The 25,712-nt window shown below is 69.6% G+C and carries 18 protein-coding genes and 2 pseudogenes; 14 read left to right on the plus strand and 6 right to left on the minus strand.

Features of this window, described 5'->3' with window-relative positions; all coding sequences use genetic code 11:
* Positions 1-89: 89 nt before the first annotated feature.
* From D3273_RS18225 to D3273_RS18240, 4 genes are all read right to left on the minus strand, one after another.
* Positions 90-527, minus strand: coding sequence for a hypothetical protein (locus D3273_RS18225; RefSeq protein WP_129228326.1), 438 nt, complete (start codon positions 525-527; stop codon positions 90-92).
* A 374-nt stretch (positions 528-901) separates the two neighbouring features.
* The gene (locus D3273_RS18230; protein ID WP_129228327.1) at positions 902-1,198 is read right to left on the minus strand and encodes a hypothetical protein; all 297 of its coding nucleotides are present in this window, start codon (positions 1,196-1,198) and stop codon (positions 902-904) included.
* Between the two features lie 490 nt (positions 1,199-1,688).
* Complete coding sequence (locus D3273_RS18235; RefSeq protein ID WP_165359565.1) at positions 1,689-2,960, minus strand: methyl-accepting chemotaxis protein; 1,272 nt, start codon at positions 2,958-2,960, stop codon at positions 1,689-1,691.
* Between the two features lie 93 nt (positions 2,961-3,053).
* Positions 3,054-3,620 carry an MCP four helix bundle domain-containing protein gene (locus D3273_RS18240; protein WP_129228329.1) on the minus strand — a complete coding sequence of 189 codons (567 nt, stop codon included), beginning with the start codon at positions 3,618-3,620 and terminating at the stop codon, positions 3,054-3,056.
* Positions 3,621-3,994: 374 nt separating this feature from the next.
* Between D3273_RS18240 and D3273_RS29275 the strand changes: the two are divergent.
* Positions 3,995-4,330, plus strand: a pseudogene (locus D3273_RS29275) (flagellar type III secretion system pore protein FliP); the annotation flags it as partial.
* An 87-nt stretch (positions 4,331-4,417) separates the two neighbouring features.
* Here the strand turns inward: D3273_RS29275 and D3273_RS18250 are convergent.
* Both D3273_RS18250 and D3273_RS18255 read right to left on the minus strand, forming a co-directional pair.
* On the minus strand, positions 4,418-6,463 hold the full coding sequence (locus tag D3273_RS18250; RefSeq protein ID WP_129228330.1) for an O-linked N-acetylglucosamine transferase, SPINDLY family protein: 2,046 nt from the start codon (positions 6,461-6,463) through the stop codon (positions 4,418-4,420).
* Between the two features lie 138 nt (positions 6,464-6,601).
* Entirely contained in the window at positions 6,602-7,552 is a 951-nt protein-coding gene (locus D3273_RS18255; protein ID WP_129228331.1) for a hypothetical protein, read from the minus strand.
* 1,088 nt (positions 7,553-8,640) lie between these two features.
* Between D3273_RS18255 and D3273_RS18260 the strand changes: the two are divergent.
* From D3273_RS18260 to flgK, 13 genes and pseudogenes are all read left to right on the plus strand, one after another.
* Positions 8,641-9,406 (plus strand): annotated as a pseudogene (locus D3273_RS18260) (flagellin N-terminal helical domain-containing protein).
* 160 nt (positions 9,407-9,566) lie between these two features.
* Entirely contained in the window at positions 9,567-12,125 is a 2,559-nt protein-coding gene (locus D3273_RS18265) for a tetratricopeptide repeat protein (protein WP_129228332.1), read from the plus strand.
* Positions 12,122-13,672, plus strand: coding sequence for a glycosyltransferase family 9 protein (locus D3273_RS18270; RefSeq protein ID WP_129228333.1), 1,551 nt, complete (start codon positions 12,122-12,124; stop codon positions 13,670-13,672). Before D3273_RS18265 ends, D3273_RS18270 begins: the two co-directional genes overlap by 4 nt.
* 29 nt (positions 13,673-13,701) lie before the next feature.
* On the plus strand, positions 13,702-14,595 hold the full coding sequence (locus D3273_RS18275; protein ID WP_129228334.1) for an FkbM family methyltransferase: 894 nt from the start codon (positions 13,702-13,704) through the stop codon (positions 14,593-14,595).
* A 200-nt stretch (positions 14,596-14,795) separates the two neighbouring features.
* Positions 14,796-14,930 carry a hypothetical protein gene (locus tag D3273_RS29680; RefSeq protein WP_281011330.1) on the plus strand — a complete coding sequence of 45 codons (135 nt, stop codon included), beginning with the start codon at positions 14,796-14,798 and terminating at the stop codon, positions 14,928-14,930.
* A gap of 86 nt (positions 14,931-15,016) precedes the next feature.
* A complete protein-coding gene (gene fliF, locus D3273_RS18280; RefSeq protein ID WP_129228335.1) occupies positions 15,017-16,726 on the plus strand; it encodes a flagellar basal-body MS-ring/collar protein FliF in 1,710 nt (569 codons plus the stop codon).
* Positions 16,726-17,373 carry a hypothetical protein gene (locus D3273_RS18285; protein ID WP_129228336.1) on the plus strand — a complete coding sequence of 216 codons (648 nt, stop codon included), beginning with the start codon at positions 16,726-16,728 and terminating at the stop codon, positions 17,371-17,373. Before fliF ends, D3273_RS18285 begins: the two co-directional genes overlap by 1 nt.
* Positions 17,370-18,626 carry a flagellar motor protein MotB gene (locus D3273_RS18290; RefSeq protein WP_129228337.1) on the plus strand — a complete coding sequence of 419 codons (1,257 nt, stop codon included), beginning with the start codon at positions 17,370-17,372 and terminating at the stop codon, positions 18,624-18,626. Before D3273_RS18285 ends, D3273_RS18290 begins: the two co-directional genes overlap by 4 nt.
* Complete coding sequence (locus D3273_RS18295) at positions 18,623-19,942, plus strand: chemotaxis protein (protein ID WP_129228338.1); 1,320 nt, start codon at positions 18,623-18,625, stop codon at positions 19,940-19,942. The genes D3273_RS18290 and D3273_RS18295 overlap by 4 nt, the downstream gene beginning before the upstream one ends.
* Entirely contained in the window at positions 19,939-21,957 is a 2,019-nt protein-coding gene (locus tag D3273_RS18300) for a flagellar hook-length control protein FliK (RefSeq protein WP_129228339.1), read from the plus strand. The genes D3273_RS18295 and D3273_RS18300 overlap by 4 nt, the downstream gene beginning before the upstream one ends.
* Positions 21,950-22,561 (plus strand): transglycosylase SLT domain-containing protein, encoded by a 612-nt coding sequence (locus D3273_RS18305; protein WP_129228340.1) that lies wholly within the window; start codon positions 21,950-21,952, stop codon positions 22,559-22,561. Before D3273_RS18300 ends, D3273_RS18305 begins: the two co-directional genes overlap by 8 nt.
* A 293-nt stretch (positions 22,562-22,854) precedes the next feature.
* A complete protein-coding gene (locus D3273_RS18310) occupies positions 22,855-24,177 on the plus strand; it encodes a flagellar hook protein FlgE (RefSeq protein ID WP_129228341.1) in 1,323 nt (440 codons plus the stop codon).
* Between the two features lie 37 nt (positions 24,178-24,214).
* Entirely contained in the window at positions 24,215-25,705 is a 1,491-nt protein-coding gene (flgK, locus tag D3273_RS18315) for a flagellar hook-associated protein FlgK (protein ID WP_129228342.1), read from the plus strand.
* Positions 25,706-25,712 lie beyond the last annotated feature (7 nt).

Genomic DNA, 25,712 nt, shown 5'->3' on the forward strand with positions numbered 1-25,712 from the left:
CTCGCCCGCCTGCCGGACCACCCCGCGAAGCGCCTCGACGAGCTGCTGCCCTGGAACTGGAAGGCCAGCCGACCCGGCGCAGCCCTGGCTCAGGCGGCCTGACGGGGCACCCACAACCTTCCAGAGGCCGACATCACGCGGCAGCCCTGACCTGCGGTGCTGGCCGGATGCTTACCACCGACCTGATCCTTCGCTTGTCTGATCGCGTCCACGATCGGTCGTGACTGATCAGGGCTCAACGCGGAGGCTGACCGCTCCGCGGCCTCGAACGCCTGGTCGGTCGTGGTCCGGGCGGCGATCAGCGCATTCTTCTGTGTGTCGCTGGGCGTGTTCGCGCCCAACATCCCGTTGGTCGGCCCTCGCTCCAACGAGACGGCAGTCGACGCCGCCATGACGCGGCCGGCCAGATTGCCGGCGCGCTCTCCCAAGACACCGTTACTGTACAACTTGTAATCTGTACTGAGATTCCGGATCGTTGTGACACCGCACACCGTTCCCATGATCATCAGGCCGGCACCGATCAGCATGGAGAGTCGCATCGCATTCTCGAATTCAGTTCAGATGCGCTATCATGGGTGATTGATGGTTAATATATTGATCTGTGGTGAGGGCCGCCTGGCGGCAGGAGCGGACCGCGGCTGAGATATGCCGGTTTCGACATCCATCAGGGTCGCGTCTCGGCTCATCGGCTCGAATAGAGCTGTTTCCGTCCGGTACGAAACGGCGGGGGCTCACACCGTCGATCAATAGGCTTTTGGGGTGCTTTTCGGCGTCGGTGTGACGGCGGCCATCCGATGGAAGGCCCGTTTTCAGATGAAGGACGTCGCCGCCGAGCCGATGGAGGGGATCAACGCTGCCGCAGCATCGGGGCTCGCGCCGAAGTGTCGTGCGGGTGTGAAAATCACGGTTGCATGTCGACCTGCGCGCCAGCTTGGGCGAGAAGGGTTCGACGATCAGCACCAGCGGACTGCACCGCTTCTTCTTGCGCCAGGGCATCAGCCGTAGACAAGGGGATCCTCACGCCGCTGAGCGAGGTCGTCCCGACGTGATGAAGGCGCGCGAGGACTGATTCGAGGGTCAATTCGACCTGGATCCCGAGCGGGTCGTGTTCCTGGACGAGGCTGCTGCGGCCACCGACATACCCTGCCGCAATGGCCGGGCCAGGCGCGGCGAGCGTTGCCACATCGCCGTGCCGCATGGGCACGACACCACCACCACGGGCACGGACTTCCCGCGGGGGAGCGGGCGGTCGTGAGCGACGTCCTCGTCCCTGGCCCTCGCGCCCGGCGACACGGTCGTGGAACAACCCCAGAGCCTACAAGGTGAAGGCCGTGCGAGACGCTGTCGAGGCAGCTGGCGTTCGCCTGATCCGCCTTTCGGGGCTACAGCCTCGACGTCGATCCGGTCGAGCACGCCTTCGGCGAGCTGAACGCCCTGCTTCGGACGGCAGCGGCCCGGACCGATCCGGACTTGCACGTCGCCCTCCGGCAAGCCATCACCCGCTTCACGCTCGACGGGTTCCGCAAGTGTCTCGCGGTCGCGGGCTATGATCAAACCTGATCGGAAACAGCTCTAGCGCACCGCACCAAACAGATGGGCACCATCTGTTTGGTGCGAGTCGGTGCACCGCGTCCAAGCTAGTGGGCCGACTTGACCAAAGGGATGAGCCATCCGTTTGGGTCGGACCACTAGAACTCCTCCCAAGACCCCGAAGAGGCGAGCTCTGCCGGTATGGCGGACTGGCCGATGGTCCGCATCTGGAGCCGGGGCGTCGTGCCGCGCGCGGGAACTGGCGCGAGACGAGGCTCGAAGGCATCGCTCCGCCCAGCCTGGGTGATCTTGAACCGACGGATCAGCTCCGAGAGCGTTTCGGCCTCGCCATGCAGGGCGTGGGTGGCGGCCGTGGCCTCCTCCACCATGGCGGCGTTCTGCTGCGTCGTCTGATCCAGCTGGTTGATCGCGATATTGACCTGCTCCAGCGCGCTCGACTGCTCGTGTCCGGAGGAGGCCATCTCGGCGATGCCGCCGTCGATCCGGCCCACCTGGGCCACGATGGTGCTCAGCACCGCCTCGACCCGCCCGACGAGGTCGACGCCCCGGGACACCTGGTCGCTCGACGCCAGGATCAGGCCCTTGATCTCCTTGGCGGCATCGGCAGAGCGCTGCGCCAGCGCCCGCACCTCCGACGCCACGACCGCGAAACCCCGGCCCGCGTCGCCGGCCCGCGCGGCTTCCACCCCGGCGTTGAGGGCGAGCAGGTTGGTCTGGAAGGCGATCTCGTCGATGACGCTGATGATCTGGCCGATCTCGCGCGCCGAGCGCTCGATGTCGTTCATGGCCTCCACCGCCTGCCGGACCACGACGCTCGACGATTCGGCATCCTGGCGGGTGGCCGCCACCAGATCGCGGGCGCTGAGCGCGGTGTCGGAAGCCTTCCGGGCGGCGGCGGTGATCTCGTCGAGGGCGGCCGCGGTTTGCTCCAGGCTGGCGGCCTGGCGCTCCGTCCGGCTCGACAGGTCGTCCGAGCTGCGGTTGATGTGCCGCGAGCCGGCGTCGATCTGATCGGCCACCTGCGCCACGCCGGAGATGGTGGTGCCGAGCTGAAGGATCGCCTGGTTGAGGTCGAGCCGAAGCTGCTCGTATTCCGGTGGGAGCGGGACATCGAGCCGGGTCGTCCGGTCGCCGCTGGCGAGGCCATTGAGCCCCGCCGCCAGGACGGCGGTGGTGTCCAGCAGCCGCCGCTGCGCGGCGGCTTCGGCCGAAGCCTGGATGTCCCGCCGTTCCGCCTCGCCCCGGCCCCGCGCCTGGCTCGCCTCCTGCTCGAGGCGCCTGTTCTCGAAGGAGGCCTGCCGGAAGGCTTCGGCGGCGCCGGCCATCTGGCCGATCTCGTCCGACCGATCGGCGTAGGGGATGGGGGCTTCGAGATCGCCCGCCACCACGGCGTGCATGGCCTTGACCATGGAGGTCACCGGCCTGGCGATGCTGCGCACAATCCAGACCGCGAATCCCACCATGATCAGCGTGCCGATCGCCGACAGCCCGACAGTGATCCGCTACGCCGTGTCGTAGGCCTGGCCGGCCTGGAGCGCGGAGGCGCTGGCCCCGGCATTGTTGACGTTGATGACCGCCGAGATCGCCTCGAAGGCGTCGACGAGCGACGGCCTCGCCGGAGCGATCGCCGCCACGGCAGCGGCGCGGTTCCCCTTTGCGGCCTCCTGGACGATGGGCGCCCGGGCTTCCAGATAGGCGTTCCATTTGCTCTGGTAGGCGGTCCAGAGCGCACGCTCGGCGTCCGACGTGATGGTCGCCTTGTAGCCGTCGAGCGAGGCCGGGATGGCGGCATCCATCTCGACGAATTCGCCATCCAGGCTCTTGATCTCGGTGGGGTCGACCGCGATCGCCTTGCGGATCGTCGTCGTGTGGTACCGGAGCATCGTGAAGAGGATCTGGTCGAGCTTCACGGTTCGCGGCATCCAGACGGATTGCGTATCCGAGGCCGCGGAATAGACGACCTTGAGCTGCTGGAAGTTCAAGGCTCTCATGGCGACGATCAGCACCATAGCGGCCGCCGCCATCATGAGGAGGCGAAACGCGATGCGTGGTGACGACAGGAGCTTCATGATGGTACCTGATGACGTTTTGACACCCCGATGAAGGCATAAAATTCTTAACGTTGCGGAAAGTCGTCGCTAACCCTTCTCCCACATCGGCATTTTTCGTCCTCCAGCCTGTGGCCGAGGGCTGTAAAAGCGGACTGGAAAGGTTGCGTGGGCTCATCGACGACGCATTGCCAAAAAGCGGATGTCCGCAGACAGAATGATCCGTCCCAGGCGGCGCGAGCATCCAGAAAAAGTCTGAAGACGATGCGGACTGCACCTGAACAAGACCGATGATCTCTTGGGAGCTTCAAGCGAAGTCCGAGCATGCGGTTCCGCTCGACGACGATCCAGGATCCGGCGAAGCCGAGGCCTTGCGCAGTCCCAGCATGGCCTCGAAGGGCCTCAAGCTCATCGATGACCTCGCCCCCGCCAGCATCAAGCCGGCCGCGAGCGCCACGGCGCCCGGGGCGACCCCGGCCGAGCGGAGCGCGGTGGACCTGCGCGTGCTCGTCCCCGCCTTCAGGATGTCCGAGATCCGCTGCGGCTTCGAGATCGGTTTCCTGATCACGTTGCCGTTGCCGATGATCGACATGGTGGTGTCCACCATCACCATGTCGACTGGCATGATGATGCTGTCGCCCTGCGTCGTCTCCTTGCCGCTGAAGGTGCTCTTCTTCGTGCTGATCGACGGCTGGAATCTCTTGGTAAGGAGCTTGTCCCGGTCGTATTCGTGGAGGCGTACCTCGTCGTGTTCAATCGGAGATGAACGGGCACATTGGCAGGTCGTGTTGACGTGGCGTTTTCGGCGGTCAGGGTGGTCAGCCCCTGTCTCGCCCAGTCCAAAGCCGGTTGTCCGGCGCGATCGGGTAGGTGTCGTTCCACGCGATGAGTGCATCGCGGTAGCGCGCCAAGTATGCTTCGTCTTTAAGATCCTCGCTCGCCTCGAGATCGAGTTCCTCCAACCCGATCGTGTGATAAATATCGAGGCTGCCGAGCTGCGGCGTGGGGAGCCGGCCCTGGCCCGCCTCCGTCCACATGACACGGTAGAGATCCTCCAGGTGACGTACCAGATGAGGAGTGTCGAAGAGTAGGCAAGTATCGCGTCCCGCCGTCAGCCGGGCCTTCAGCTCCGCCAGAGCGGCCCGATCGAGGCCGAGCTCTACGGCGCATTCCACGTAGGCCTCTGGCGTCGCCGTGATCGTGTCACGGAGGCCGGCGGCCGTCAGCACGCTGCCGCAGACGCGAGACGCGAAGCTTCGCCCGGGCTGAGTGAGGATGGGGACTCCCATCCATAGAGCATCTGCGGCAGTCGTATGCGCGCCGTATGGCAGGGTGTCGAGGAAGAGGTCGGCTAGCGGATAACGGGCGAGGTGGTCAGGGTTGGGTTTTTTGTCGGCGAAGATCAGCCGATCCGGAGATACCCCGCTCAGCGTGGCGCGCGTGCGCAGGCGCTCGTTGGTCTCGGCCGTACCACTCAGGAGCCAGAGCACGCTGTCCGGCACCCGGACGAGGATCGTCATCCAACGAGCAAAAACGGCTTGCGTCAGCTTCTGCATGCCGTTGAGACAGCAAAAAACTACGGCCTTCTCCGGCAGATTCTCGTCCTGCCGTGTCGGGCGCTGGGACGATACGGCCCGATGTCGGTCGTTGGGTTGATAGCAGGGCAACCTGAGAACCCGTTCCGAGTAGAAGCGCTCGTGATCCTCCGGCACCACGTAAGAATCGGCGATGATGTAGTTATGGTACGGACTGCCCAACGTGCCCGGGAAGCCAAACCAGTTCACCGCGATGGGAGCGGGACGCATCGCGAAAATTTTGGTGCGGGCAGACTTGGTGTAGCCATTTAAATCCACCAAGATATCGATCCCGTCATCGACGATCCGGCGCGCTGCGGCCGCATCGTCGAGGCTATTGATGTCTATCCAGCGGTCCGACGCGGCCTGAATCCGTCGCTTTGTCGAGTCGTCGCGACCGATCCCGCAGTAGTAGGCATAGATTTCGAAAGAGCTGCGATCGTGCGTTTCGAACACGTCCGTCATGGCGAAGCCCACGGCGTGCTCCCGCAAATCGGACGACACGTAGCCTATGCGCAGCTTGCGGGATGGGTCACGGCTTTCTTCCTGGGCAGGCAGGTCCGGCCGCTGGGGACGGCCGATCGTATGACGGCAATAGTCGTCAGCGGAGGCGAGCTGGAAGAGCGGGTCGTCAGCGAGGTTGGCGAGCGACAGGGGCGAGATGCCCCGCAGCAGGTTCTGCCTGCTCACCCGGTCCCAGGGCTGGAGCACCGGCCATTTGCACTGGCGCTGGCGCAACGCGATCCAGTGCTGGACCGCTTCCCGCTGGGCGGGGTCGAGCGAGAGGCAGTCCCGGAGCGCGTCTTCGGCTCCGGCGTCCTGCTGCTGGTCTTCGAGCACGCGGGCGACCTGCTGGAGGGCCGTGATCTTGAGGTGCAGGGCCTCTCCCGTGATGGCCGCCGTGCGGTGGGTGAGCTCGATCCACTGCGTGACGGCGGCGGCGACCTGTCCGCTGTCCTCCAGCGCGCGCCCGACATTGATGTAGGGCGGATAGAAGTCCGGACGGAGCCTGATGCCGTCCCGCAGCACCGCGATGGCACCCGGGAGGTCCCCGAGGTCGCGCAGGCAGGTGCCGTAATTGAAGTAGACCGCGTAGAGGAGCGGGTCCGCGGGGTTGAAGGCGATCCAGACCTTGTAGAGCTGCGCGGCACGGCCTGCCTGCCCGGCGACGGTCAGCGCGGAGGCGGCCGAGAACAGGTCGGTCACCGGCATCGCCTGGGCGGAGGCTCGGGCGATGGAGGCGTCGAAGAGCCCGTCGGCGGTCGTCGACGGGGCCTGCTGGTCCGGCATGGGTCAATCCATCGTGCGGTCGCCGCCCCCTATGGCACCGGACGGCGGGGTTTCCAAGACCGCGACCCCGCCGTAACCCACCCCGGACGGACGAGCCGTCCATCCGGGGTGGGCCCGGTTCGATCCGCGGCGCCGGGATCAAGCGAGGAGCCTCGCCAGCGCGTCCGCCTGCGCGTTCGACATCACGTTGATCTGCGCGTCGGTGAAGGCGTTGCCCTGTGTCGTCGTCAGTGCGGCGATGTCGGCGGTCGAGATCCCCGCGATGGCGGTGTTGCTCAACGCCGGGATCCCTGTGGTGATGCTCAGGGCCGCGAAGTTGGTCGTCGTCAGCCCGGCGATCTGCTGCGCCGTCAGCGCGCCGGCCTGGGGAGCCGTGAGGGTCGCGAGCTTGGACGTGCCGAGGGCGTTGACGTCGGCCGCCGTGAGGGCCGCGACCTGGGTGGTGGACAGGCCCGACACCTGGGTGGCGGACAGGTTGGACGCTGCCGTCGTGGACAGGGCCGCCACCTGGGAACTGGCGAGGTTGGCCACCACGAGAGCCATGAGGTCGGTCACGCTCATGGCGTTGAGCTGGGAGCTCGTCAGCGCCTTGACCTGCGTCGCGGCGAGCGCCCCGATGGTGGTGGTGTCGAGGCCGTTGATGTGGGTGGAGTTGAGGCTGGCGACCTCGTTCGCCGTCAGCTTGGCGATCTGCCCCTGCACCTCGCCCGGCGTGAGGGCGTTGAGATGAGCCGTCGTGAGGGCCGCGACCTGGGCGGTGTTGAGAGTGGACACCTGGGTGGTGGTCAGGCCGGACGCGGCGGTGGTCGACAGGGTGGCGACCTGGCCGGCGGACAGCTTGGTGACGTCGAGGGCGTCGAGGTTCGTCGACGACAGGCTGTTGATCTGGGCGGCGGTGAGCGCGGTGACCTGCGTGGTGGTGAGCGCCGCCACGGTGGTGGTGTCGAGGCCGTTGAGGTGCGTGGAGTCGAGGCCCGCGATCTGGCCGGCGGTCACGTTGGCGATCTGGCCCTGCACTTCGGAAGCCGTGAGGGCATTGAGCTGCTTGGCCGACAGGGCGCCGACCTGGGTGGCGTTGAAGGCCGACACCTGACAGGCTGTTGATCTGGGCGGCGGTGAGAGCCTTCACCTGCGTGGTGGCGAGCGCCCCGATGGTCGTGGTGTCGAGGCCGTTGAGGTGGGTGGAGTCGAGGCCCGCGATCTGGTTCGCCGTCAGGCTGGCGATCTGGCCCTGCACCTCGCCCGGCGTGAGGGCGTTTAGCTCCGGCGTCGTCAGGGCCGAGACCTGCGTGGGGACGAAGCCGCCAAATTGCGTCGTGGTGAGCAGCGCGATCTTGCTCAGCGTGAGCCCGCTCACCGTCCGGGCCGACAGCGCCGTGATCTGGGTCGTGACGAGCGACTGCAGGTCGGCCGTATTCAGGGCGTTCACCTGCGTAGCCGACAGGACGGCGGCCTGGGCGGTCGACAGGGCGCCAATGTCGGTGGTCGTCAGACCGGACATCGCCGTTGTCGTCAGGGCGGCCACCTGCGACACTGACAGATGGGAAATGATCGAAGTCATCAAAGGCGCTCCGCCTGACGATCAGGCCGGTGGGAGGTCAGCGAGGTTGACGTCGGGGAGGTGGCGGTGCTCGCCGCCCCACGACGTCGCAACGATGGTTGGGCAAGGTGCCGATCTCCGTCGGTCGATGCCCGAGGCTACCCTCGATCCACCGGACCGCGCGTGGATCGGCAGATCCAGACACCGTCGCGCTGTCCTGCGCTTCAGGATCCCGCGGGGCGCCGCCCCGGCGGGATCGTGGGCCCAGTCGGGGACACCTCATGTGTTCCCGCAGCGGCGATCGCTCGGCCGGGAATGGTGTCGGCTTCGCACCTGGGACGATGCGGGGGAGATGCTAAGATTCCTTGAAACCGAACCCTCGCACCCGGTCGTTCCTGGCACTCGCGCGGCTGGATGGCGCCATGGTGAACGGCGGGGCCGCCGCCGGGGGATTCGCCCATCATTCGCTAAGCTTAACCCTTGAGTAAGGGGCTACCCCCTAGTGTCCGGACACGCAGGATTGATCGGACCGGGGCATCCGGGCCACCGATCAAAGGCATCAGGCCGACCCTGCGGACCGGCAGCGATCCGGGATGTCCTCCGTCACCTTGGAACGAGCTTCGGGATAATCCTCGCGATGAGCAGCCTTCTCACCAACACCTCCGCCATGACGGCGCTGCAGAACCTGTCCAACACGCAGAAGGATCTGAGCAAGACGCAGGCGCAGATCTCGTCCGGCCTCTCGGTCGCCAACGCGTCGGACAACGCCGCCTATTGGTCGATCGCCACGAGCATGAAGTCGGACACGAGCGCGCTCGGCGCCGTGACGAACGCCCTGAACCTCGGCGCCTCGGTGCTCAACACCGCCACCTCGGCGATGAGCAGCGTCGAGACCATCCTGAAGCAGATGAAAGCCGATCTGGTCACCGCCCAGACGTCGGGCACCAACCCCACCCAGGTGCAGAGCGACATCAACGCCCAGCAGCAGAGCCTGATCAGCGTCATGCGCTCGGCCTCGTTCAACGGTGTCAACCTGCTCGACGGCAGCACGGTCACGACCAACATCGTCGACTCCTTCTCCCGCAACGGGGCCGGCACCACGAACACCGGCGTGTTGACGGTGACCACGAGCGGCATCGCGCTCGGCGGCAGTGGCGCGACCGGCGGACTTCTCGGCTCCGGGCTCGGCGTCACCAGCGCCCAGGGAACGGCGGGCTCCACGGGCACCGGCAACGACGGCACGACGGTCGTAGGCCAGTATGCCAGCGACCTCGCTGGTGGACGCCGACATGAACGTAGCCTCGACCCGGCTCCAGGCCCTGCAGACGCAGCAGCAGCTCGGCATCCAGGCCCTGTCCATCGCCAACCAGAACAGCCAGCTCATCCTCAAGCTGTTCCAGTAAACCCGGTCCTCCGGGGGCGGCGGACGCCCGCCCCGGCGCGACGCGAGAGATCGAAGGGTCCGCACGCCCGTGCGGGCCCTTCCGCCGTTTGAAGGGCCAGCCCGAGGCAAGTGACGTCGTCGATCCTCCGCCTGCAGTGGATCGAGGGCGGGGTTGAGCGGTGAACCGAGCGGAACGCAGAAGGGCCGGCCGCGACCCGGCGACGGGCCGGCCGTCCAACTCGACCTCGGTCCGCGCCCGTGCGGTCTCGGCCTTGCGGTCCGGGGACACCGCGACGGCCGAAACCCTCTTCGCGCGATGCGTCGCGGAGGACCCGACCGACCTGTCGTCGCTGCACGACCTCGCCGTCGTGGCAGCACGCTGCGGGCGCCAGGCCGAGGCGGTCGGGCAGTTCGAACGGGTCCTGGCCCGCCGCCCCGACCACGCCGATGCGTGGCTCAACATGGCCCTGTCCCTCGCCGACGGGGGGCGGCGGGACGAAGCGGTCGTGGCGGCGCGGCGCGCCATCGCGCTGCGGCCGCGCGATCCCAACGCCCACACCGTGCTGGGCCACGTCCTCAGCCTCACCGCCGATCTCGCAGGCGCCGCCGCCGCCTGCGGCCGCGCCCTGGCCATCGATCCCGGCTATGAACCGGCCCACCTCCGCCGGGCCCGGATCCTGCGCCAGATGGGGAACACGGCGGAAAGCCTCGCGAGCTGCGATGCCCTGATCCGCCTGAAGCCGGGAGAGGCCTCGGGCCTCGTCGAGCGCGCCCTGACCCTGGCCCAGGCCGGGCGAAGGTCCGAGGCCGAAGCCGGCTTCCGCGCCGTGCTGGCGCGGGATTCCGCCCAGGCCGTGGCCCTCGTCGGCCTCAGCCGATCGCTGCTCGATCGGGACGATCCCGACGCCGCCATCGGGGAACTGGACCGCGCCCTGGGACGGGAGCCCGATTCGGCCAAGCTCACCACCCTCCGCGGCCTCCTCCTCCAGCGCCGGGGCCGGCGGCAGGAAGCCCTGGGGGACTTGAGGACCACCATCGAACTCTGCCCGGACGATGCGAGGGGATACCTCAACATGGGCGTCCTCCTCCTCGAACTCGAGCGCTACGCGGAGTCCGTCCGGTTCCTCCGCCATGCCGCGGCGCTCGACCCCGCGCTGGTCGACATCTACGGCCCGCTCGCCGAGGCGCATCGCAACCTCGGGCAGAACGCGGCCGCGATCGCGGTCTTCGACCATGCCTACGCGCTCGCCCCCGAGCGGCTCGAACTGCTGTGGATGGGCTGCTGGGCCCGGATGCACGCCTGCCTGTGGCGCGATTACGAGACCCTCGTCGCGGACCTGCTCGCGCGCGCCATCGCGGCCGGCCATACGATCTCCCCGTTCCTCATCATGGCCCTGGGGTTGCCCGACCTCGAAACGCACCTGTGGACCCGCTCCTGGGCGGAGGTCCGCATGCCGGCGCCGGCCGTCCCGCTGCCTCCCCGCGCGGTCGGCGCCGCGCCGGGCCGCCGCGGCCCGATCCGCCTCGGCTACCTGTCAGCCGACTTCCGCGGCCACGCCACGGCGGCGCTGGTCGCGGAGGTCTTCCGCCTCCAGAACCGCGGCCGGTTCGAGCTCTGCGGCTACAACATCGGGCGGATCGACGACTCGCCCCTCGGCCGCGACATGGTCTCGGGGCTCGACCGCATGGTCGAACTCGCCGCCCTCGACGACCGGGAGGCCGCCGAGCGCATCGCGGCCGACGGCGTCGACATCCTCGTCGACCTGAAGGGCTTCACCACCGACAGCCGCCCGGGCATCCTCGCCTACCGGCCGGCGCCCATCCAGGTGAACTATCTCGGATACCCGGGGTCGATGGGGACGACATCCATCGACTACATCGTCGCGGACCGCATCGTCGCCCCGATGGAGATGCAGCCGTTCTTCGACGAGGCCATCGTCCACCTGCCGCACAGCTACCAGCCGAACGACCGCCGCCGCCCCACGGCCGACCCGCGCGCGACGCGCGAGGCCCACGGCCTGCCGGCCGAGGGATTCGTCTTCTGCTGCTTCAACGCCAACTACAAGCTCACCCCCAATGTCTTCTCCATCTGGATGCGGCTGCTCCACGCCGTGCCAAGCGCCGTGCTGTGGCTGCTGCAGGGCAACGACCTTGCGGACCTGAACCTGCGGGAGGCCGCGGAGGAGCGGGGTATCGCGGGAACCCGGCTCGTCTTCGCGCCCCGCGCCATCTACGACGACCACCTCGCCCGGCTCGGCCTGGCCAACCTGTTCCTCGACACGCTGCCCGTCAACGCCCACACGACGGCCAGCGAGGCGCTCTGGTGCGGGGTTCCCGTGCTGACCTGCACCGGTACGCATTTCACAAGCCGCGTCGCCGCGAGCCTGCTCACAGCGGTCGGCTTGCCGGAGCTGATCACAGCGAGCCTCGCCGACTACGAGCGCGAGGCGCTGGCGCTGGCGGGCGATCCCGCGCGGCTCCGGGCGCTGCGGGAGCGCCTGGGCGCGAACCGGCTCGTCGCGCCGCTGTTCGACACGCCGCGCTACGTGCGCAACTACGAGGCTGCGCTGGAACGGATGGTGGAACGCGGCGCGGCGGGACTGGCGCCGGAGCCCTTCGCGGTCGCCGACGGCGGCGCCGGGTGGGGTCCTGAACCTGCGGATCGCGCCCGCCGACCGCCCGGGCCCGCGCCGGAATCAGCCGATCGACCCCAGCATGATCCGAAGAGAGTCCGATGAAATATAACCTGGGGTGCGGCAGCGATTACAGGTTCGGTTGGATCAATTGCGACAAGTATCCCGATTCCGAACCCGATCTCGTCATGGATCTCGAATCGTTTCCCTGGCCGATTGCCGATGACAGCGCCGAGGAGGTGCTTCTCAGCCATGTGCTGGAACACCTCGGGGGCCATTCGAACGTGTTCCTCGACGTCATGAGGGAGCTTTATCGGATCTGCCGGCCTTCGGCCCGGATCGTGATCCGCGTGCCCGATCCACGCCATGACGATTACTTTTCCGACCCGACCCACCAGCGTCCGATCCTGCCCGGGACGTTCCAGCCCCTCGATCTCGCGCTGAACGAGGAATGGCAGTCGAGGAAGCTGCCCGGCACGCCTCTCGCCAAATATCTCAAGATCGACCTCCCCGTCGTCTCCGTCACGCGGCATCTCGACCCGCAGTGGCTGAACGCGTGGCAGTCCAAATCCGTCACCGACGATGCCCTGACTCAGGCCGTCCGCTCGAGCAACAACGTGGTGCAATGGTCCGAGATCGTCCTCGAGGCCCGAAAGCCGTTCAGCCCCGGCCAGTCCCTGAAGAAGGTCGACGCCCTCGTGGTCAAACGGGTGGCGGGCATGGGCGATGTGCTCATGGCGCTCTCGGCCCTCTCCGCCGTCAGGGCTGCGACTGGGCTGTGCGTCTACATCGAGACGTCCCCGGACTACGAGGGGATCGCCTCGGCCTGCCCGGCCATCGAGCGCGTGTTCACCGACGCCGACGCCATGGTGGCCCACTTCCGCGCCTCGGGCATGGCCGACGTCAGGTACCTCGACTGGTCTCCGGCCCATTTCGGCATATCCCGCCTGCATCAGGTCGACGCGTTCCTGATGTCGCTGGGCCTCACGCTTCCCGAGGCCTGCAAGGGCGTGCGGATCGAGCTGGCGGCGGCCGTCGACGTCGACCGACACCTCGCCGGTATCCCCGCCGGCCGGAGGAAGGTCGTGCTCCATCCCGGCGTCACCGACCCGAACCGCACGTGGCCCCCGCAGTTCTGGCAGGCGCTCGCCGAGGACCTCGTGGCGGCGGGCGACGCCGTGATCGTCGTCGGTGAGACGCGGAGCCAGGACGGTCGGAGCGTCGCGTCGCTCGATCGTCCCTCGGTCCTCGACCTGACGGACCGGCTGACGCTCGACGAGACGCTGGCGCTCCTGCGCCGCTGCGACATCCTGATCAGCGGCGATTCCGGGCCGATCCAGCTCGCGGGCGCCTCCGACATCGCCATAGTCGGCCTCTATTCGGTGGTCGCGGGATCGAACCGCCTCCCTCACCGCCCGGGCGACCACGCTCGCCGGGCGGTGGCGGTGGCTCCATCCTGCCGGTTTCATCCCTGTTACCCCCGAATGAACGATCCCGAGGCCGTCGCGCGCTTCTGCGCCGAAGACGGCGTGTCCCCCACCGACGTCCCCGCGTTGTTTGCGCGCTGGTGCGTCAACCCGGAGCGCTATGCCTGCGTGCGGGAGCCCGAGACCCTGGGGCGGGTGAAGGCCGCGCTGGCGCCGCTGGCGTGACGCCGCGCACGAGAGGAGAGGAGATCAGCATGACGGTTTCACGCAGGGCGCCCTCCTTCGCGGGGCTCACGGGATCGACCGTCGACGTCAAGGTCGTCGACGTCGGGGCCAACCCGATCGACGGGCCGGCGCCCTATGCGACCTTGATGAGCAACGGCGCGACCAGCGTCGTGGGGTTCGAGCCCAACCCCGAGGCCCTCGACCGCCTCAACGCCGCCCGGTCGCCCCACGAGCTCTACATGCCCCTGGTCGTCGGTGACGGCGAGCGGCACCGGCTGCGCATCTGCCAGGCGCCGGGGATGACGTCGCTGCTCGAACCCGATCCGGCCGTGCTCGCGCTCTTCGCCGGCTTTCCCGAATGGGGAAAGGTCGTCGAGACGCTCGACGTCGATACGGTGCGGCTCGACGACGTCCCCGCGACCGCGGACCTGGATCTCCTGAAAATAGACATCCAGGGCGCCGAACTCCTGGTGTTCCGGAACGCCGTCGATCGGTTGGCCGGGGCGGTGGTGGTGCAGACCGAGGTGGAGTTTCTGCCGCTGTACGTCGATCAGCCGCTGTTCGCGGACGTGGATCAGTTCCTCCGCCGGCAGGGCTTCATGTTTCATCGCTTTGTCCAGCCGACGAGCCGGGTCATCAAGCCGTTGGCCGTCGCCGACGACCCGTATGCGGGGCTGAGCCAGCTCGTCTGGGCGGACGCGGTGTTCATCAAGGACGTGCTGGCCCTGGACCGGCTGACGGACCGTCGCCTCATGGCGATGGCGAGGATCATGCACGAGGTCTACGGAGCCTTCGACGTCGTGGTGCGCGTCCTGAACGAGATCGACCGGCGCTCCGGTACGCGCCTGGAGGTCGATTACATGGACGGATTGCACCGTCATGCGGCGGTCACGTCGGGTTCCGCCCCGGCAACCGCCGCTTAATCCATCGGCAATCCCCCATGTGCCATCCTCGCCGGGAGAGATGGCGGGCGAGGCATGAAAGCAGAGACCAGATGAACTCCGTCGAGGGATCCTCCCTGCGATCCGCCGTCGCCGCAGCGGCACCGGCCTCGCGCGCGGGCTCGGATGGGCCGGCTCCCCCGGCGCCCGCCTCCGTCGCCGGGGTGCCGCCCGCGGGGCCCGTGGCCGACACCCCGGCCCCCGGCCTGGCCGCGCTCCTCGATCAGGCCCGCGCCGCCCAGGCCGCGCTCGCCGGCCAGCCCCTGCCGATCACCAACCACCATCACCGCTTCATCATGAACCTTTTAGGCGGCTGAGGGGCGCCGGCCCGTCCCACCGCCCACCCCCGCACAAGCTCCGCCCGCGACACTGACCCTGACGCCGAGTGCCGTCAGGGGTTTCGATGAACGCGATGGAACAGGTGCAGCGGCTGGGGGCGAACCTGCTCCAGCTCGGGGGACGCAAGCTCGGCGCCCTCGCGGCGATCGGGGTAGCGATCTTCGCGCTGGTCGGCGTCGGCGGCTACTACCTCAGCCGGCCCGCCACCGAGACCCTGTATTCCGGCCTCGACCGGGGCGACGTGGCCTCCATCGGCGCGGCGCTGCACGACGCCGACATCCCCTTCGACGTCAGCCCCGACGGCACCGCCGTTGCGGTCCACTACGGCCAGACCGCCCAGGCCCGCATGCTGCTGGCCGAGCGCGGCCTGCCGCATTCGGGCAACGCCGGATACGAGCTCTACGACAAGATGGGCTCGCTCGGCCTCACCTCCTTCATGCAGGACGTCACCCGCGTCCGCGCGCTCGAAGGCGAGCTCGCCCGCACCATCCAGTCCATCTCGGGCATCCGCGCCGCCCGCGTCCACGTGGTCCTGCCCGACGAGGGCTCGTTCCGCCGCGCCCGCCAGCCGCCCTCGGCCTCGGTGGTGATCCGCGCGTCGAGCCTCGACGACAGCCACGTCGCCGGCGCCATCCGCCACCTCGTGGCCGCGGCCGTGCCCGGCATGACGATCGACGAGGTGACGGTGCTGTCCACCGACGGCACCGTGCTGGCGTCGGGCGACGACGCCGCCAACGGCGCCCCCACCAAGATGCTCGACCTCGAGAAGGTCATCGACCGCAACGTCGGCGAGAACATCCGCCGCACCCTCACCCCCTCGCTGGGCGCCAAGAACCTGCAGGTGTCGGTGACGGCCCGGCTCAACACCGACACCAAGCAGACGGCGGAAACCATCTACAACCCGGACGGCCGCGTCGAGCGCTCTACCCGCACCGTCAAGGAAACACAGAACCAGCAGAACTCGACGAACTCCGCCCCCACCGGTGCCGCCCAGAACCTGCCCGGCGCCAAGCCGCCCGCCGGCGACGGCAAGAACTCCTCCGAGCAGAACGACAAGCGCGAGGAGCTGAACAACTTCGAAATCTCGTCCAAGACCGTCACCACGTCGAGCACCGGCTATAGCATCGACCGCCTGTCGATCGCGGTGGTGATCAACCGCGCCGCCTTCGCGGCGGCGCTCGGCGACAAGCCCGCGCCGGGCGAGGTCGACAAGAAGCTCGCCGAGGTGGAGCAGCTCGTCGGCTCGGCGGCGGGCGTCGACAAGGCGCGCGGCGACAGCGTCAAGGTGATGGCGGTCGATTTCGTCGACAACGCCCGCGACCTCGAGCCCGTGCCGGCGCCCGGCCTGATGGAAGCCGTGATGCGCCAGTCGGGCACGCTGATCAACGCCGGCCTGGTCCTGATCTTCACCGGCGTGGTGGTGATCTTCGTGGTGCGGCCGCTGACCCGCGTGCTGGGGGCGCCCTCGTCCGCCCTCGCCGCGGACGACGGCCTGCCGATGCTGGACGGCATGGGCGACGCTCCCATCATGCTGCCGGATTCGAGCGAGGTCGGCGGTTCCGACGAGATGGCGATGGGTCTCGACGCGCTCGGCGGCGACCGCCCCTCGCCGCCCCAGGTCGCGGCCTGGAACGAGGAGGTCAGCCTCATCGACGACATCACCAGCCAGCCCCGGCGGTCCCCGCAGAAGCGCCTGGAGCAGATGATCGAGTTCGACGAGCAGCAGGCCGCGGCGGTGCTGAAGCAGTGGATCCATAGGAAGGAGGCCGCCTGATGAGCGCGCTCCATCGCTTCCTGGTCGAGTTCGACCTCGATCGGCCCACGCTGCCCCGCGGCGCCTGGCCGCTGCTCGGCCGCGAGGTGCTGCCCGTCGAGATCGAACCCGAAACCGTCCCCGACGACCCTGAACCCGCCGTCGACCTCGTGGCCGAGGCCGTCGCGGCCGCCCTGGCGGAAGCCGATGCGGCCCACGCGGCGGCGCTGGCCGCCCTCGCCGAGCGCCACGCGGCCGAGCGCGACGAGGCCCGCGCCGCCTGGGCGGCGGCCGAGGGCGAAGCCCTGGCCGACGGCCTCCGCGCCGGCTGCGCCGCGCTGGAAGCCGCGTTGGCGGACGGGGTCGCCGCCGCGCTGGAACCGCTGCTCGACGAAGCCCTGCGCATCGCCGCCGTGGCCCAGCTGCGCGACGCCATCGGCGATCTCGTGCTGGCGGGCACCGGCGGCACCATCGCGGTGGCGGGGCCTCAAGACCTGCTGGACAGCCTGCGGGCCTCGCTGTCCCGCGTCGGGATCGCCGAGGACGGGATCCGGTTCGCGCCGTCCAAGGCCGCCGAGGTCACCGTCAAGGCCGACAACAGCACGATCGAGACGCGCCTCGAGGCCTGGGCCTCCGCGCTGCGCCGCCGCATGGGGGACACGGAATGAGCGACGAATCCCACCCCCACGAGATCATCATCATCAAGCGCCACGGCGGCGGCCACGACGACGGCCATCACGGCGGCGCGTGGAAGATCGCCTACGCGGATTTCGTCACCGCCATGATGGCCTTCTTCCTGGTCATGTGGCTCCTGTCGGCGAACGAGAAGACCAAGGCTGCCATCGTGAAGTACTTCAACCCGATCCAGCTCGTCGACTCGACCCCGCAGCCGCCCGGCCTCGGCGACCAGACCGAGAAGGTGCAGGACCCCAAGAAGAGCACCAAGCCCGCGCCCGAGAAGGAAGCCAAGCCGCCCTCCGAGAAGGAAGCCAAGCCCGCGGCCGAGAAGGAAAGCGCAAAGGAGGGCGCCGCGCCCGCCAAGCCGTCCGACGAGAAGCCCGCGAAGGACGAGGCCAAGAAAGAGGAGGCCAAGAAAGAGGAAGCGAAGAAGGAGGAGGCCAAGAAGGACGATGTCGCGCTGTTCAAGGACCCTTACGCGGTGCTGAGCGAGATCGGCGCGAAGGACTCCAAGCCGTCGCAGACCGGCGTCGCGGCGCCGAACGACGGCGCCAAGGGAGGGGCCGGCACGGCCGCCCCTTCGGAGGGGCGCGGTGGAGATGCCTATCGCGACCCCTTCGACCCGCAGGCTATGCACCCCGTCGGCGCCGTCGACGGTGCCGCCGACTCCGGCCGGACGGACCCGGGCGCGTCGTCGGCGGTGCCGACGGCCGCCCCCATGCCCTCGCCGGCCACGGTCGACGCTGCCGGTATGCCGCTTCCCGCCTCGCCGAACGCGAAGGCCGCCGAGCTGAAGAGCCGGATCGACGCGCTGATGAAGTCCGTCGCGGCGTCGTCGGCCGGCCCCGAGCCGAAGGTCGAGGTGAAGCAGACCGCCGAAGGCGTGCTGATCGGCCTCACGGACGACGCGCGGTTCTCCATGTTCTCCAGCGCTTCGGCCGAGCCTTCGCCCCGCACCGTCACCCTGATGGAGAAGATCGGGCGGCTGTTGAAGGCACAGAAGGGCCGCATCGTGCTGCGCGGCTACACCGACTCCCGGAAATACCGCTCCGGCTCCTACGACAACTGGCGCCTGTCGTCGGCGCGGGCCGACGTGGCCCATTACATGCTCGTGCGAGGCGGCGTCGACGACGCCCGTTTCGAGCGGATCGAGGGCTACGCAGACCGCCAGCCGCGCAATGCCCGCGAGCCGGACGCCCCGGAAAACCGCCGCATCGAGATCCTGCTGAGGGAAGCGCCGTGACGCCGCGCCACCGCCGATGCCTCGTCCTCGCGGCCGCGCTGTTCGCCGCCGCGGCTTCGCCGGCCCGCGCCAGCGAAGCCAAACCGCCGGAGGCCGCCGTCAAGCCGCCGGAGGCCTCCGTCAAGGCGCCGGAGGTCGAAGCCGAAGGGGCCCAGTCCACCGGCGATGGCGCCAAGGTGACCGGGCGGCCGCTGGCGCCCTTCGTGGCCGTGCGGGCCCTGCAACTGCTGCAGGATCGCGTGGCGCACGGCAGCGTCGCCGCCCAGGCCGCGCAGGCCAAGATGCTCGTCCACGTCGCGGATGTCTTCGCAGCGGCGGACCCCGCTGACTGGAAGGAGCCGCGCAATGCCCAGGCGGCGGCGCTCTACCTGTTCAGCGCCGGCCGGCCTTCCGTCCTGCGCGCCGTGCTGGAGCGGCATCCCGCCTTCACGCCCGAGGGCGATCGGCTCGTGAAGGGTGCGCTCGCCTACGCGGAAGGGCAGGACGACGTCGCCCGCAAGCTCCTCGGCACCTTGGACCCGAAAGCCCTGCCGGCCAGCCTCGGCGGGCACTTGGCGCTGATCATGGCGACGCTGTTGACCGACAAGGAGCCCGCCCGCGCCGACGCCATGCTGGACGCCGCGCGGCTGCTCGTCCCCGGCACGCTGGTGGAGGAGGCTGCGCTACGCCGCCAGATCTTCCTGCTCGCCGATGCGGCGACCCTGGACAAGTTCTTGGGCCTGTCGCGCCAGTATATCCGGCGCTATCGGTCCTCCGTCTTCGCGGCGAACTTCAAGGGCCGGTTCACCTCCTTCGCGGTGAAGCTCGCCCTGGGCGGCGACGTCGCGCAGCTGGCGAAGCTCGATCCGGTGTTGGCGGAGTTCCCGCCGACGGAGCGTCGGTCCATCTACCTCACGCTCGCGCGCGATGCGCTGGTGGGCGGTCGGGCCGAGGCCGCGCGCTACGCGTCCGCCCGTGCCGCGGCGCTGTCTCCCGATCCCGGCGAAGCGGAGCGGGCCAAGCTCTACGCCGCCGCGGCGACGGCCGCGTCCGCCGGGGCGCCGGCGGCCCGGTCGGCGCTGGACGCCATCGACGCGGCCAGGTTGCCCCCCCGCGACGCCGAGCTGCGCGACGCCGCGACCGCGGTGGCGGCTTCGGTGGACGCCGACCTCGGCGACCGCGGACAGGACCTGGCCGGCGCCGCCCCCGACAGCCCGACGGCGGCGCTGCTCGACCGAGCCCATCGCGCCTTGGCCGCCAGCGACGCGCTGCTGGCATCCGATCTCGGCCGTTCCGGAGCCGACGCCACCCCGACGCGCGCCGGAGCCACGCCATGACGGCAGACGTCAATTGGATGCCGGCCGGTTTCGGCGGCGGAAGATTTGCGGCACAGGCGGGGGCGGTCGCCTCGCCATCGGCCGCCGCGCCCGCCGCGTCGAGCTTCGGCGGGCTGCTCGACGCCGTGGCGAAGAGCGCCGCCGTGCCTTCCTCCGGCGGGTCGGCGCAGGCCACGGTGCAAGTGTCGCCTCCCACCGTCACGGCCGATCCGCCGCGGGCCGGCAATCTGGCGCGCTTCGCCGTCGCGGCACGATCCGGCGCCGGGCCCGACGACACTCCCGGCGTCGGGGACGATGACGAGGACGACGCCCCCGAGGACGCCGCGCCACAAAACCAATCGGACCAGAGCGCAACGACGGTGGCGAGCCTCGCGCTCGCCGTTCTGGCGACGTCGCCCCCGTCCGTGGTGCCGCCGGCACCCCCCCCGTCGACGTCCTCGCCATCGACGCCCGCGCCGTCGCCCGCCTCGACGGTCGAAACGGGATCTTCGGGCGGCGCCGTACCGGCCGCCGATTCCCCCACCACGGGCGGGGCTCCCTCCTCCGCCGCGCCGATGGCGGCGAAGACGGCCGTGCTCGACACCAAAGCTCCGCCCGCCCCTGCCTCGGCGCAGGGCGCAGCCTCCACGCCCGTCGCCCAACGGCAGCCGCCGGTCGCGACGGTGCCGACGACGCTCGACACGAGCCGTGCCCCCGTGGCGCCGTCCGTCTCGGGCGGCTCGGGCGGATCGGGTGACGAGGTCGCCCCCGGCCAGACGCCGATGGACACCGCCACGCTTCCGTCGTCGGCCGCCGCAGTGCCGGCCGCTGCCGCCGATGTCAGTGCGGCTCCCGCTGCGCCTTCGGGTCTAGGCCGGACGGGCGACGACGCTCCGCTGGCGCCGTCACTGCCGGTGGTCCCCATCTCGACCGCGACGGCGGTTCCTGCCGCTTCCGGCGGGAGCGCTGTCCCGGCCGCGACCCCGGCGCCGGGCGGCCCAGGCGAGGACGGTGGGCCGCCCGAAGGCCCGACGGGCCCGTCCGACCCGTCTCGGACCGCCGCGGTGAACTCCCCGGGGGCGCCCGCGTATGCGCCGGTCGCCCCGGCGCCGGCATCCGACACCGCCGTGACGCCGGCCGTCCAGGGCGGTACCTCTCCCGTGCCGTCCTCACCCAAGCCGACATCGCCCGGGAGCCGGCCCGCTGCGCCCCGATCCGCTTCATCGGCCCCGGCACCCGCGCCCGCGGGTCCGGCGCGTCCCACGGAAGCGGCAGCCTCCGCCGTGCCGGGCCTGGGGACAGCCGATCCTCGGCCCTCCGACGCCGACGATCCCGCCACCTCCGAGGACGACGCCGTTCCGGAGTCGCAGGTCGCCCCGCCGGTTTCCCCGTCGGCCGTGTCGATCGACCTCGTGGCCGCCGGGGCGCTGACCTCGCCGAGCCAACAGGTCGCCGCGGCCCTGTCTTCGCTCGCCGATGCGGGTGCGACCGGGTCGTCCGCTGCCGCCCCGCGGGCGGCCGCCTCCGATCCCGCGGTCCCCGGCGAGATCCGCACCACGTCGGACGGCGGACGGGAGGCCGTGATCAGGCTCGACCCGGAGCACCTGGGGTCGGTGTCGATCCGCCTCAAGATGACGGGGGGACGCGTGGACGTTTCCATCATGGTGTCGGATGCCCACACGCTCGACGTGCTCGACCGGGATCGCCACGTCCTCACGGCTGCCGTTTCGGCGGCGGGTCTCGGCGGGGGCGGCCTGGCGCTGTCCCACGGCGGGTCGGATGCCACCCCGGCGTCCGCCGCGGCCCGGCCGTCCCCGGACGGTGGCGGGGCGGGCAACCGCGAAGCCTCGGGTGAACGGAGCTCCGACCGCCAAGCCTCCGACCGCCAAGCCTCGGACCGCGAAGCCGCATCGTCGGGCGACCGGTCCGGCGAACGGCGGCGCGACGGCCGAGCCCCGGCGTCGTCGCGCGACGCTGCGCTCGACGACGTCGGCTCGTCGGCCGCGCGGCCCCGCGCCGGAGGCCTCTATGTTTGAGCGCGTCACCGCCGTCCTGGCCGCGATCGCCGGCGTGGCGGCTGCGGTCTGCGCCCCGCCGGCCGTGGCCGGGACGGCCTCCCCGCCACCCGCCGCGGCGTCGTCCCACAGCTGCGAGGCCCAGGTGGCCGCGGCTGCGAAGCGTTACGACATCCCGCTCGCCGTTTTCTATGCCGTGGGCCTGCTCGAGACGGGCGGGCGCGACGGCCTGCAGCCGTACACGATGAACATCGAGGGGCGCTCCGCTCCCAATGCCACGCTGGCCGACGCCCTCGCCACGTTCGACGCCGCCCACCGGCGCGGCGCGTCGCTGATCGACATCGGCTGCATGCAGATCAACTACCGCTGGCACGGCAAGAACTTCGCGTCGGTGACGGAGATGTTCGATCCCGCCCATAACGTCGACTATGCCGCACGCTTCCTGCGGGACCTGAAGACGCGCGAGAAGACCTGGACCCTGGCGATCGCCCGCTACAATGCCGGGCCGAACAACAATGCTGCGCAGAAGCAATACGTGTGCGGCGTGATCCGCAAGATGGTGAACAGCGGCTTCGGTTCCTGGACCGACAACGCCCGCAGCTTCTGCGGCGAACCGGCCGCCTGACCCGAAGCGACCGCTCCCGGTCCCCTTGAGCTGGGAGGCGGGACGACGCGTCACCAACCCCATCGTGGGCGACGCCGGGACGGGCGGCCTGCGGGCCGACCCAGACGCTCGCGCATCGACGCGACGACCCGAGGACGGCACCGCGGCGGAACGGGAAAATCTTCGCCGTTAACTTTAAGTCATCCTTTCCGCGGCACTCTTCCAGCATCACGGAAGGTTCTCGGTCGCCCGGCCTGCAACGCGCCGCCCAAACCCGAACCAGAACTCGAAGCCATCGAGAAGGTCGCCCCCGCATGAGCCTGTTCGGAACCCTCAACACCGGCGTGTCGGGCATGGCGGCCCAGGCCAGCATGCTGAGCACGATCGGCGACAACATCGCCAACTCGTCGACCACGGGCTATAAGAGCGCCAACGTGGCCTTCGAGACCATGCTGGGCAACCAAACGGTGTCGCAATACACGTCGGGCGGCGTCCAGACCAAGATCAACTACAATATCGGCGACCAGGGCACGCTGTCGTCGACCACGTCGACCACCGACCTCGCGGTCAAGGGCAGCGGCTTCTTCGTGGTCCAGGGCGCCGACGGGTCCACCGCGCTGACCCGGGCCGGATCCTTCGTGACGGACTCGTCCGGCGACCTCACCAACACCGCCGGATATAAGCTGCTGGGCTACAACCTCACCGACGGCAGCACCGCGACGGCGAACGGCACCGGCGGCCTGCAGGTGATCAACCTGTCCAACCAGCAGCTCAACGCCGCGCCGTCGCAGACCGGCAGCCTGCAGTTCAACGTGAACTCGGGCACCGCAGCGACGACGGGGACGTCGCCCGGCTCCGCCGCCGCCGCCGCCATCACCAACGCCAACGCCGACGGCAGCTCCAAGACCTCGCTCGTCGCCTATGACAGCCTCGGCAACGCCGTGACGCTCGACGTCTACCTGACCAAGACCAAGGATTCCGATCTGACCAAGACGCCGCCTACCCCGGCGGTGTGGGAGGCGGCCATCTACAACCACGCCGACGAATCGACAGACGGCACGGGATATACGAAGGCTGCGCTGAGCACGCAGACGATGTCCTACGACGGCACGACGGGCAAGCTGACCTCAATCACTACCGGCACCACCGCCGTCACCTCTCCATTGTCTCTGTCGGTTACGATCCCCAACGGCAAGACGCTGGCCATCGACGTCAGCAAGTCGACGCAGCTCGCTTCCGCGTTCAACGTCAACACCGCCAGCGTCGACGGCAGCGCGCCGTCCAAGCTCGACCATGTGACGATCGGCACGGACGGTACCGTCACTTCGGTCTACGCCAACGGCGTCAGCCAGGCGACCTACCGCATCCCGCTCGCCGACGTGCCGAGCCCCGACAGCCTCACCTCGCTCAGCGGCAACGCGTATCAGGTCAGCCTGGCCTCGGGCAGCCTGACGATCGGCACCGCCACGACGGGCGCGCTCGGCGCGATCGACTCCAGCAGCCTCGAGTCGTCGGACGTCGATCTCGCCGCCGAGCTAACGAGCATGATCTCGACGCAGCGGTCCTACGAGGCCAATTCCAAGGTCATCCAGGCCAGCTCCGACCTGCTCAAGGTCGTCGACCAGCTCAGCGGCTGATCGGTTCACCCGTCCGCGTCGCGTTTAGGACAGAGCCATGGGCCTGACGACAACACTCAACATCGCTCAACAGGCGCTGACCACCAACGCGGCGCTGTCGACGATCGTGTCCCGCAACATCGCGGGCGTGAACGATACCAATTACGCCACAAGGACCGGCCGGGTCGAGACCACGCAGGACGGCGGCGTCCGGATCGCGGCCGTCACCAGCGCCACCGACGACGCGCTCTTCGCCAACCTGCTGTCGGCCAAGTCCGGCGCGGCCTCGTCCTCCGCCCTGTCGAGCGGACTGAGCCAGCTCGAACAGACCCTGGGCCTGTCCACCACGACCTCGACCGACGGGACGTCGACCGACACCTCGCCGGCGACGCTGATCGGCGCCTTGACGGACGCGGTCGGCCAATATGCGGCGTCGCCGTCCGACGTTTCACTCGGCACCGCCGCCGTGACGGCGGCCAGGGCCCTGGCGACCAACCTCAACACGGCGGCCGCCACGGTCCAGTCCGTGCGCGAGGGGGCCGACAAGGGCATCACCAGCGCAGTGGCGACGGTGAACTCGCTCCTCGGGCAGTTCGCCACCGCCAACGCCGCCGTGGTCAACGCGAACATCGCCGGCACCGACGGCACCGACGCCGTCGACTCCCGCAACGCCATCCTGCAGTCGCTCTCGACCCAGCTCGGCATCACCACGGCGGATGCCGCCAACGGCGGGCTCGCGCTCTACACGGACGGCGGCGCGACCCTGTTCCAGGGCACAGCCCGCACCGTGGCCTTCACGCCCACGGCGGCCTTCGCTTCCGGAACGGTGGGCGGCGCCGTGACGGTGGACGGCGTGGCGGTGACGGGCGCCGGCGCCACGATGGCGTCGAAGGCGGGCACGATCGCCGGCCTGGCGCAGCTCCGCGACACGGTCGCGGTCGACTACGGGGACCAGCTCGACCAGATCGCCCAGGGCCTGGTCACGTCCTTCTCGGAATCGGACCAGACTGGCGGGACGAGCCCCACCATCGCGGGCCTGTTCACGGACGGCGGCTCGGCCGCGATCCCCACGTCGGCGACCGGCCTGGCCGCGAGCCTTACGGTGTCGGCCGCCGTCGATCCCAGCCGGGGCGGCTCCATCACCAAGCTGCGCGACGGCGGCATCAACGCCGGCACCAGCACCGCCTACACGGCCAACACGACGGGCGCGGCCTCCTATGCGGCGCATCTCGTCGCGCTGACGACGGCGCTCGACACGACGCGGAGCTTCGACTCTACGTCGGGCGGGGCCTCCTCCGGGACGCTCGCCGCCTACGCGGCGTCGTCGGTGAGCTGGTTGGAATCCTCACGGCAGTCGGCCACGACGGATTCCACCAACAAGGCCGCCGTGGTGACGCAGACCACCACCAGCCTGTCGAGCGCCACGGGCGTGAACCTCGACGACCAGCTTTCGAAGATGCTCGACCTCGAACACTCCTACCAGGCCTCGGCCGAGCTGATCACCACGGTGAAATCGATGCTCGACGCCCTGCTGGCCGCGGTGAACTGACGGGACC

This window comes from Lichenibacterium minor (assembly GCF_004137685.1).
Lineage (GTDB): Bacteria > Pseudomonadota > Alphaproteobacteria > Rhizobiales > Beijerinckiaceae > Lichenihabitans > Lichenihabitans minor.

Coding starts and splice junctions, on each gene's coding strand:
- D3273_RS18300 (WP_129228339.1), top strand. CDS start 19,939: ATGACGGCAGACGTCAATTGGATGCCGGCCGGTTTCGGCGGCGGAAGA.
- D3273_RS18310 (WP_129228341.1), top strand. CDS start 22,855: ATGAGCCTGTTCGGAACCCTCAACACCGGCGTGTCGGGCATGGCGGCC.
- flgK (WP_129228342.1), top strand. CDS start 24,215: ATGGGCCTGACGACAACACTCAACATCGCTCAACAGGCGCTGACCACC.
- D3273_RS18240 (WP_129228329.1), bottom strand. CDS start 3,620: ATGAAGCTCCTGTCGTCACCACGCATCGCGTTTCGCCTCCTCATGATG.
- D3273_RS18285 (WP_129228336.1), top strand. CDS start 16,726: ATGAGCGCGCTCCATCGCTTCCTGGTCGAGTTCGACCTCGATCGGCCC.
- D3273_RS18305 (WP_129228340.1), top strand. CDS start 21,950: ATGTTTGAGCGCGTCACCGCCGTCCTGGCCGCGATCGCCGGCGTGGCG.
- D3273_RS18225 (WP_129228326.1), bottom strand. CDS start 527: ATGCTGATCGGTGCCGGCCTGATGATCATGGGAACGGTGTGCGGTGTC.
- D3273_RS18275 (WP_129228334.1), top strand. CDS start 13,702: ATGACGGTTTCACGCAGGGCGCCCTCCTTCGCGGGGCTCACGGGATCG.
- fliF (WP_129228335.1), top strand. CDS start 15,017: ATGAACGCGATGGAACAGGTGCAGCGGCTGGGGGCGAACCTGCTCCAG.
- D3273_RS18230 (WP_129228327.1), bottom strand. CDS start 1,198: ATGCGGCACGGCGATGTGGCAACGCTCGCCGCGCCTGGCCCGGCCATT.
- D3273_RS18235 (WP_165359565.1), bottom strand. CDS start 2,960: ATGGTCAAGGCCATGCACGCCGTGGTGGCGGGCGATCTCGAAGCCCCC.
- D3273_RS18250 (WP_129228330.1), bottom strand. CDS start 6,463: ATGCCGGACCAGCAGGCCCCGTCGACGACCGCCGACGGGCTCTTCGAC.
- D3273_RS18270 (WP_129228333.1), top strand. CDS start 12,122: ATGAAATATAACCTGGGGTGCGGCAGCGATTACAGGTTCGGTTGGATC.
- D3273_RS18290 (WP_129228337.1), top strand. CDS start 17,370: ATGAGCGACGAATCCCACCCCCACGAGATCATCATCATCAAGCGCCAC.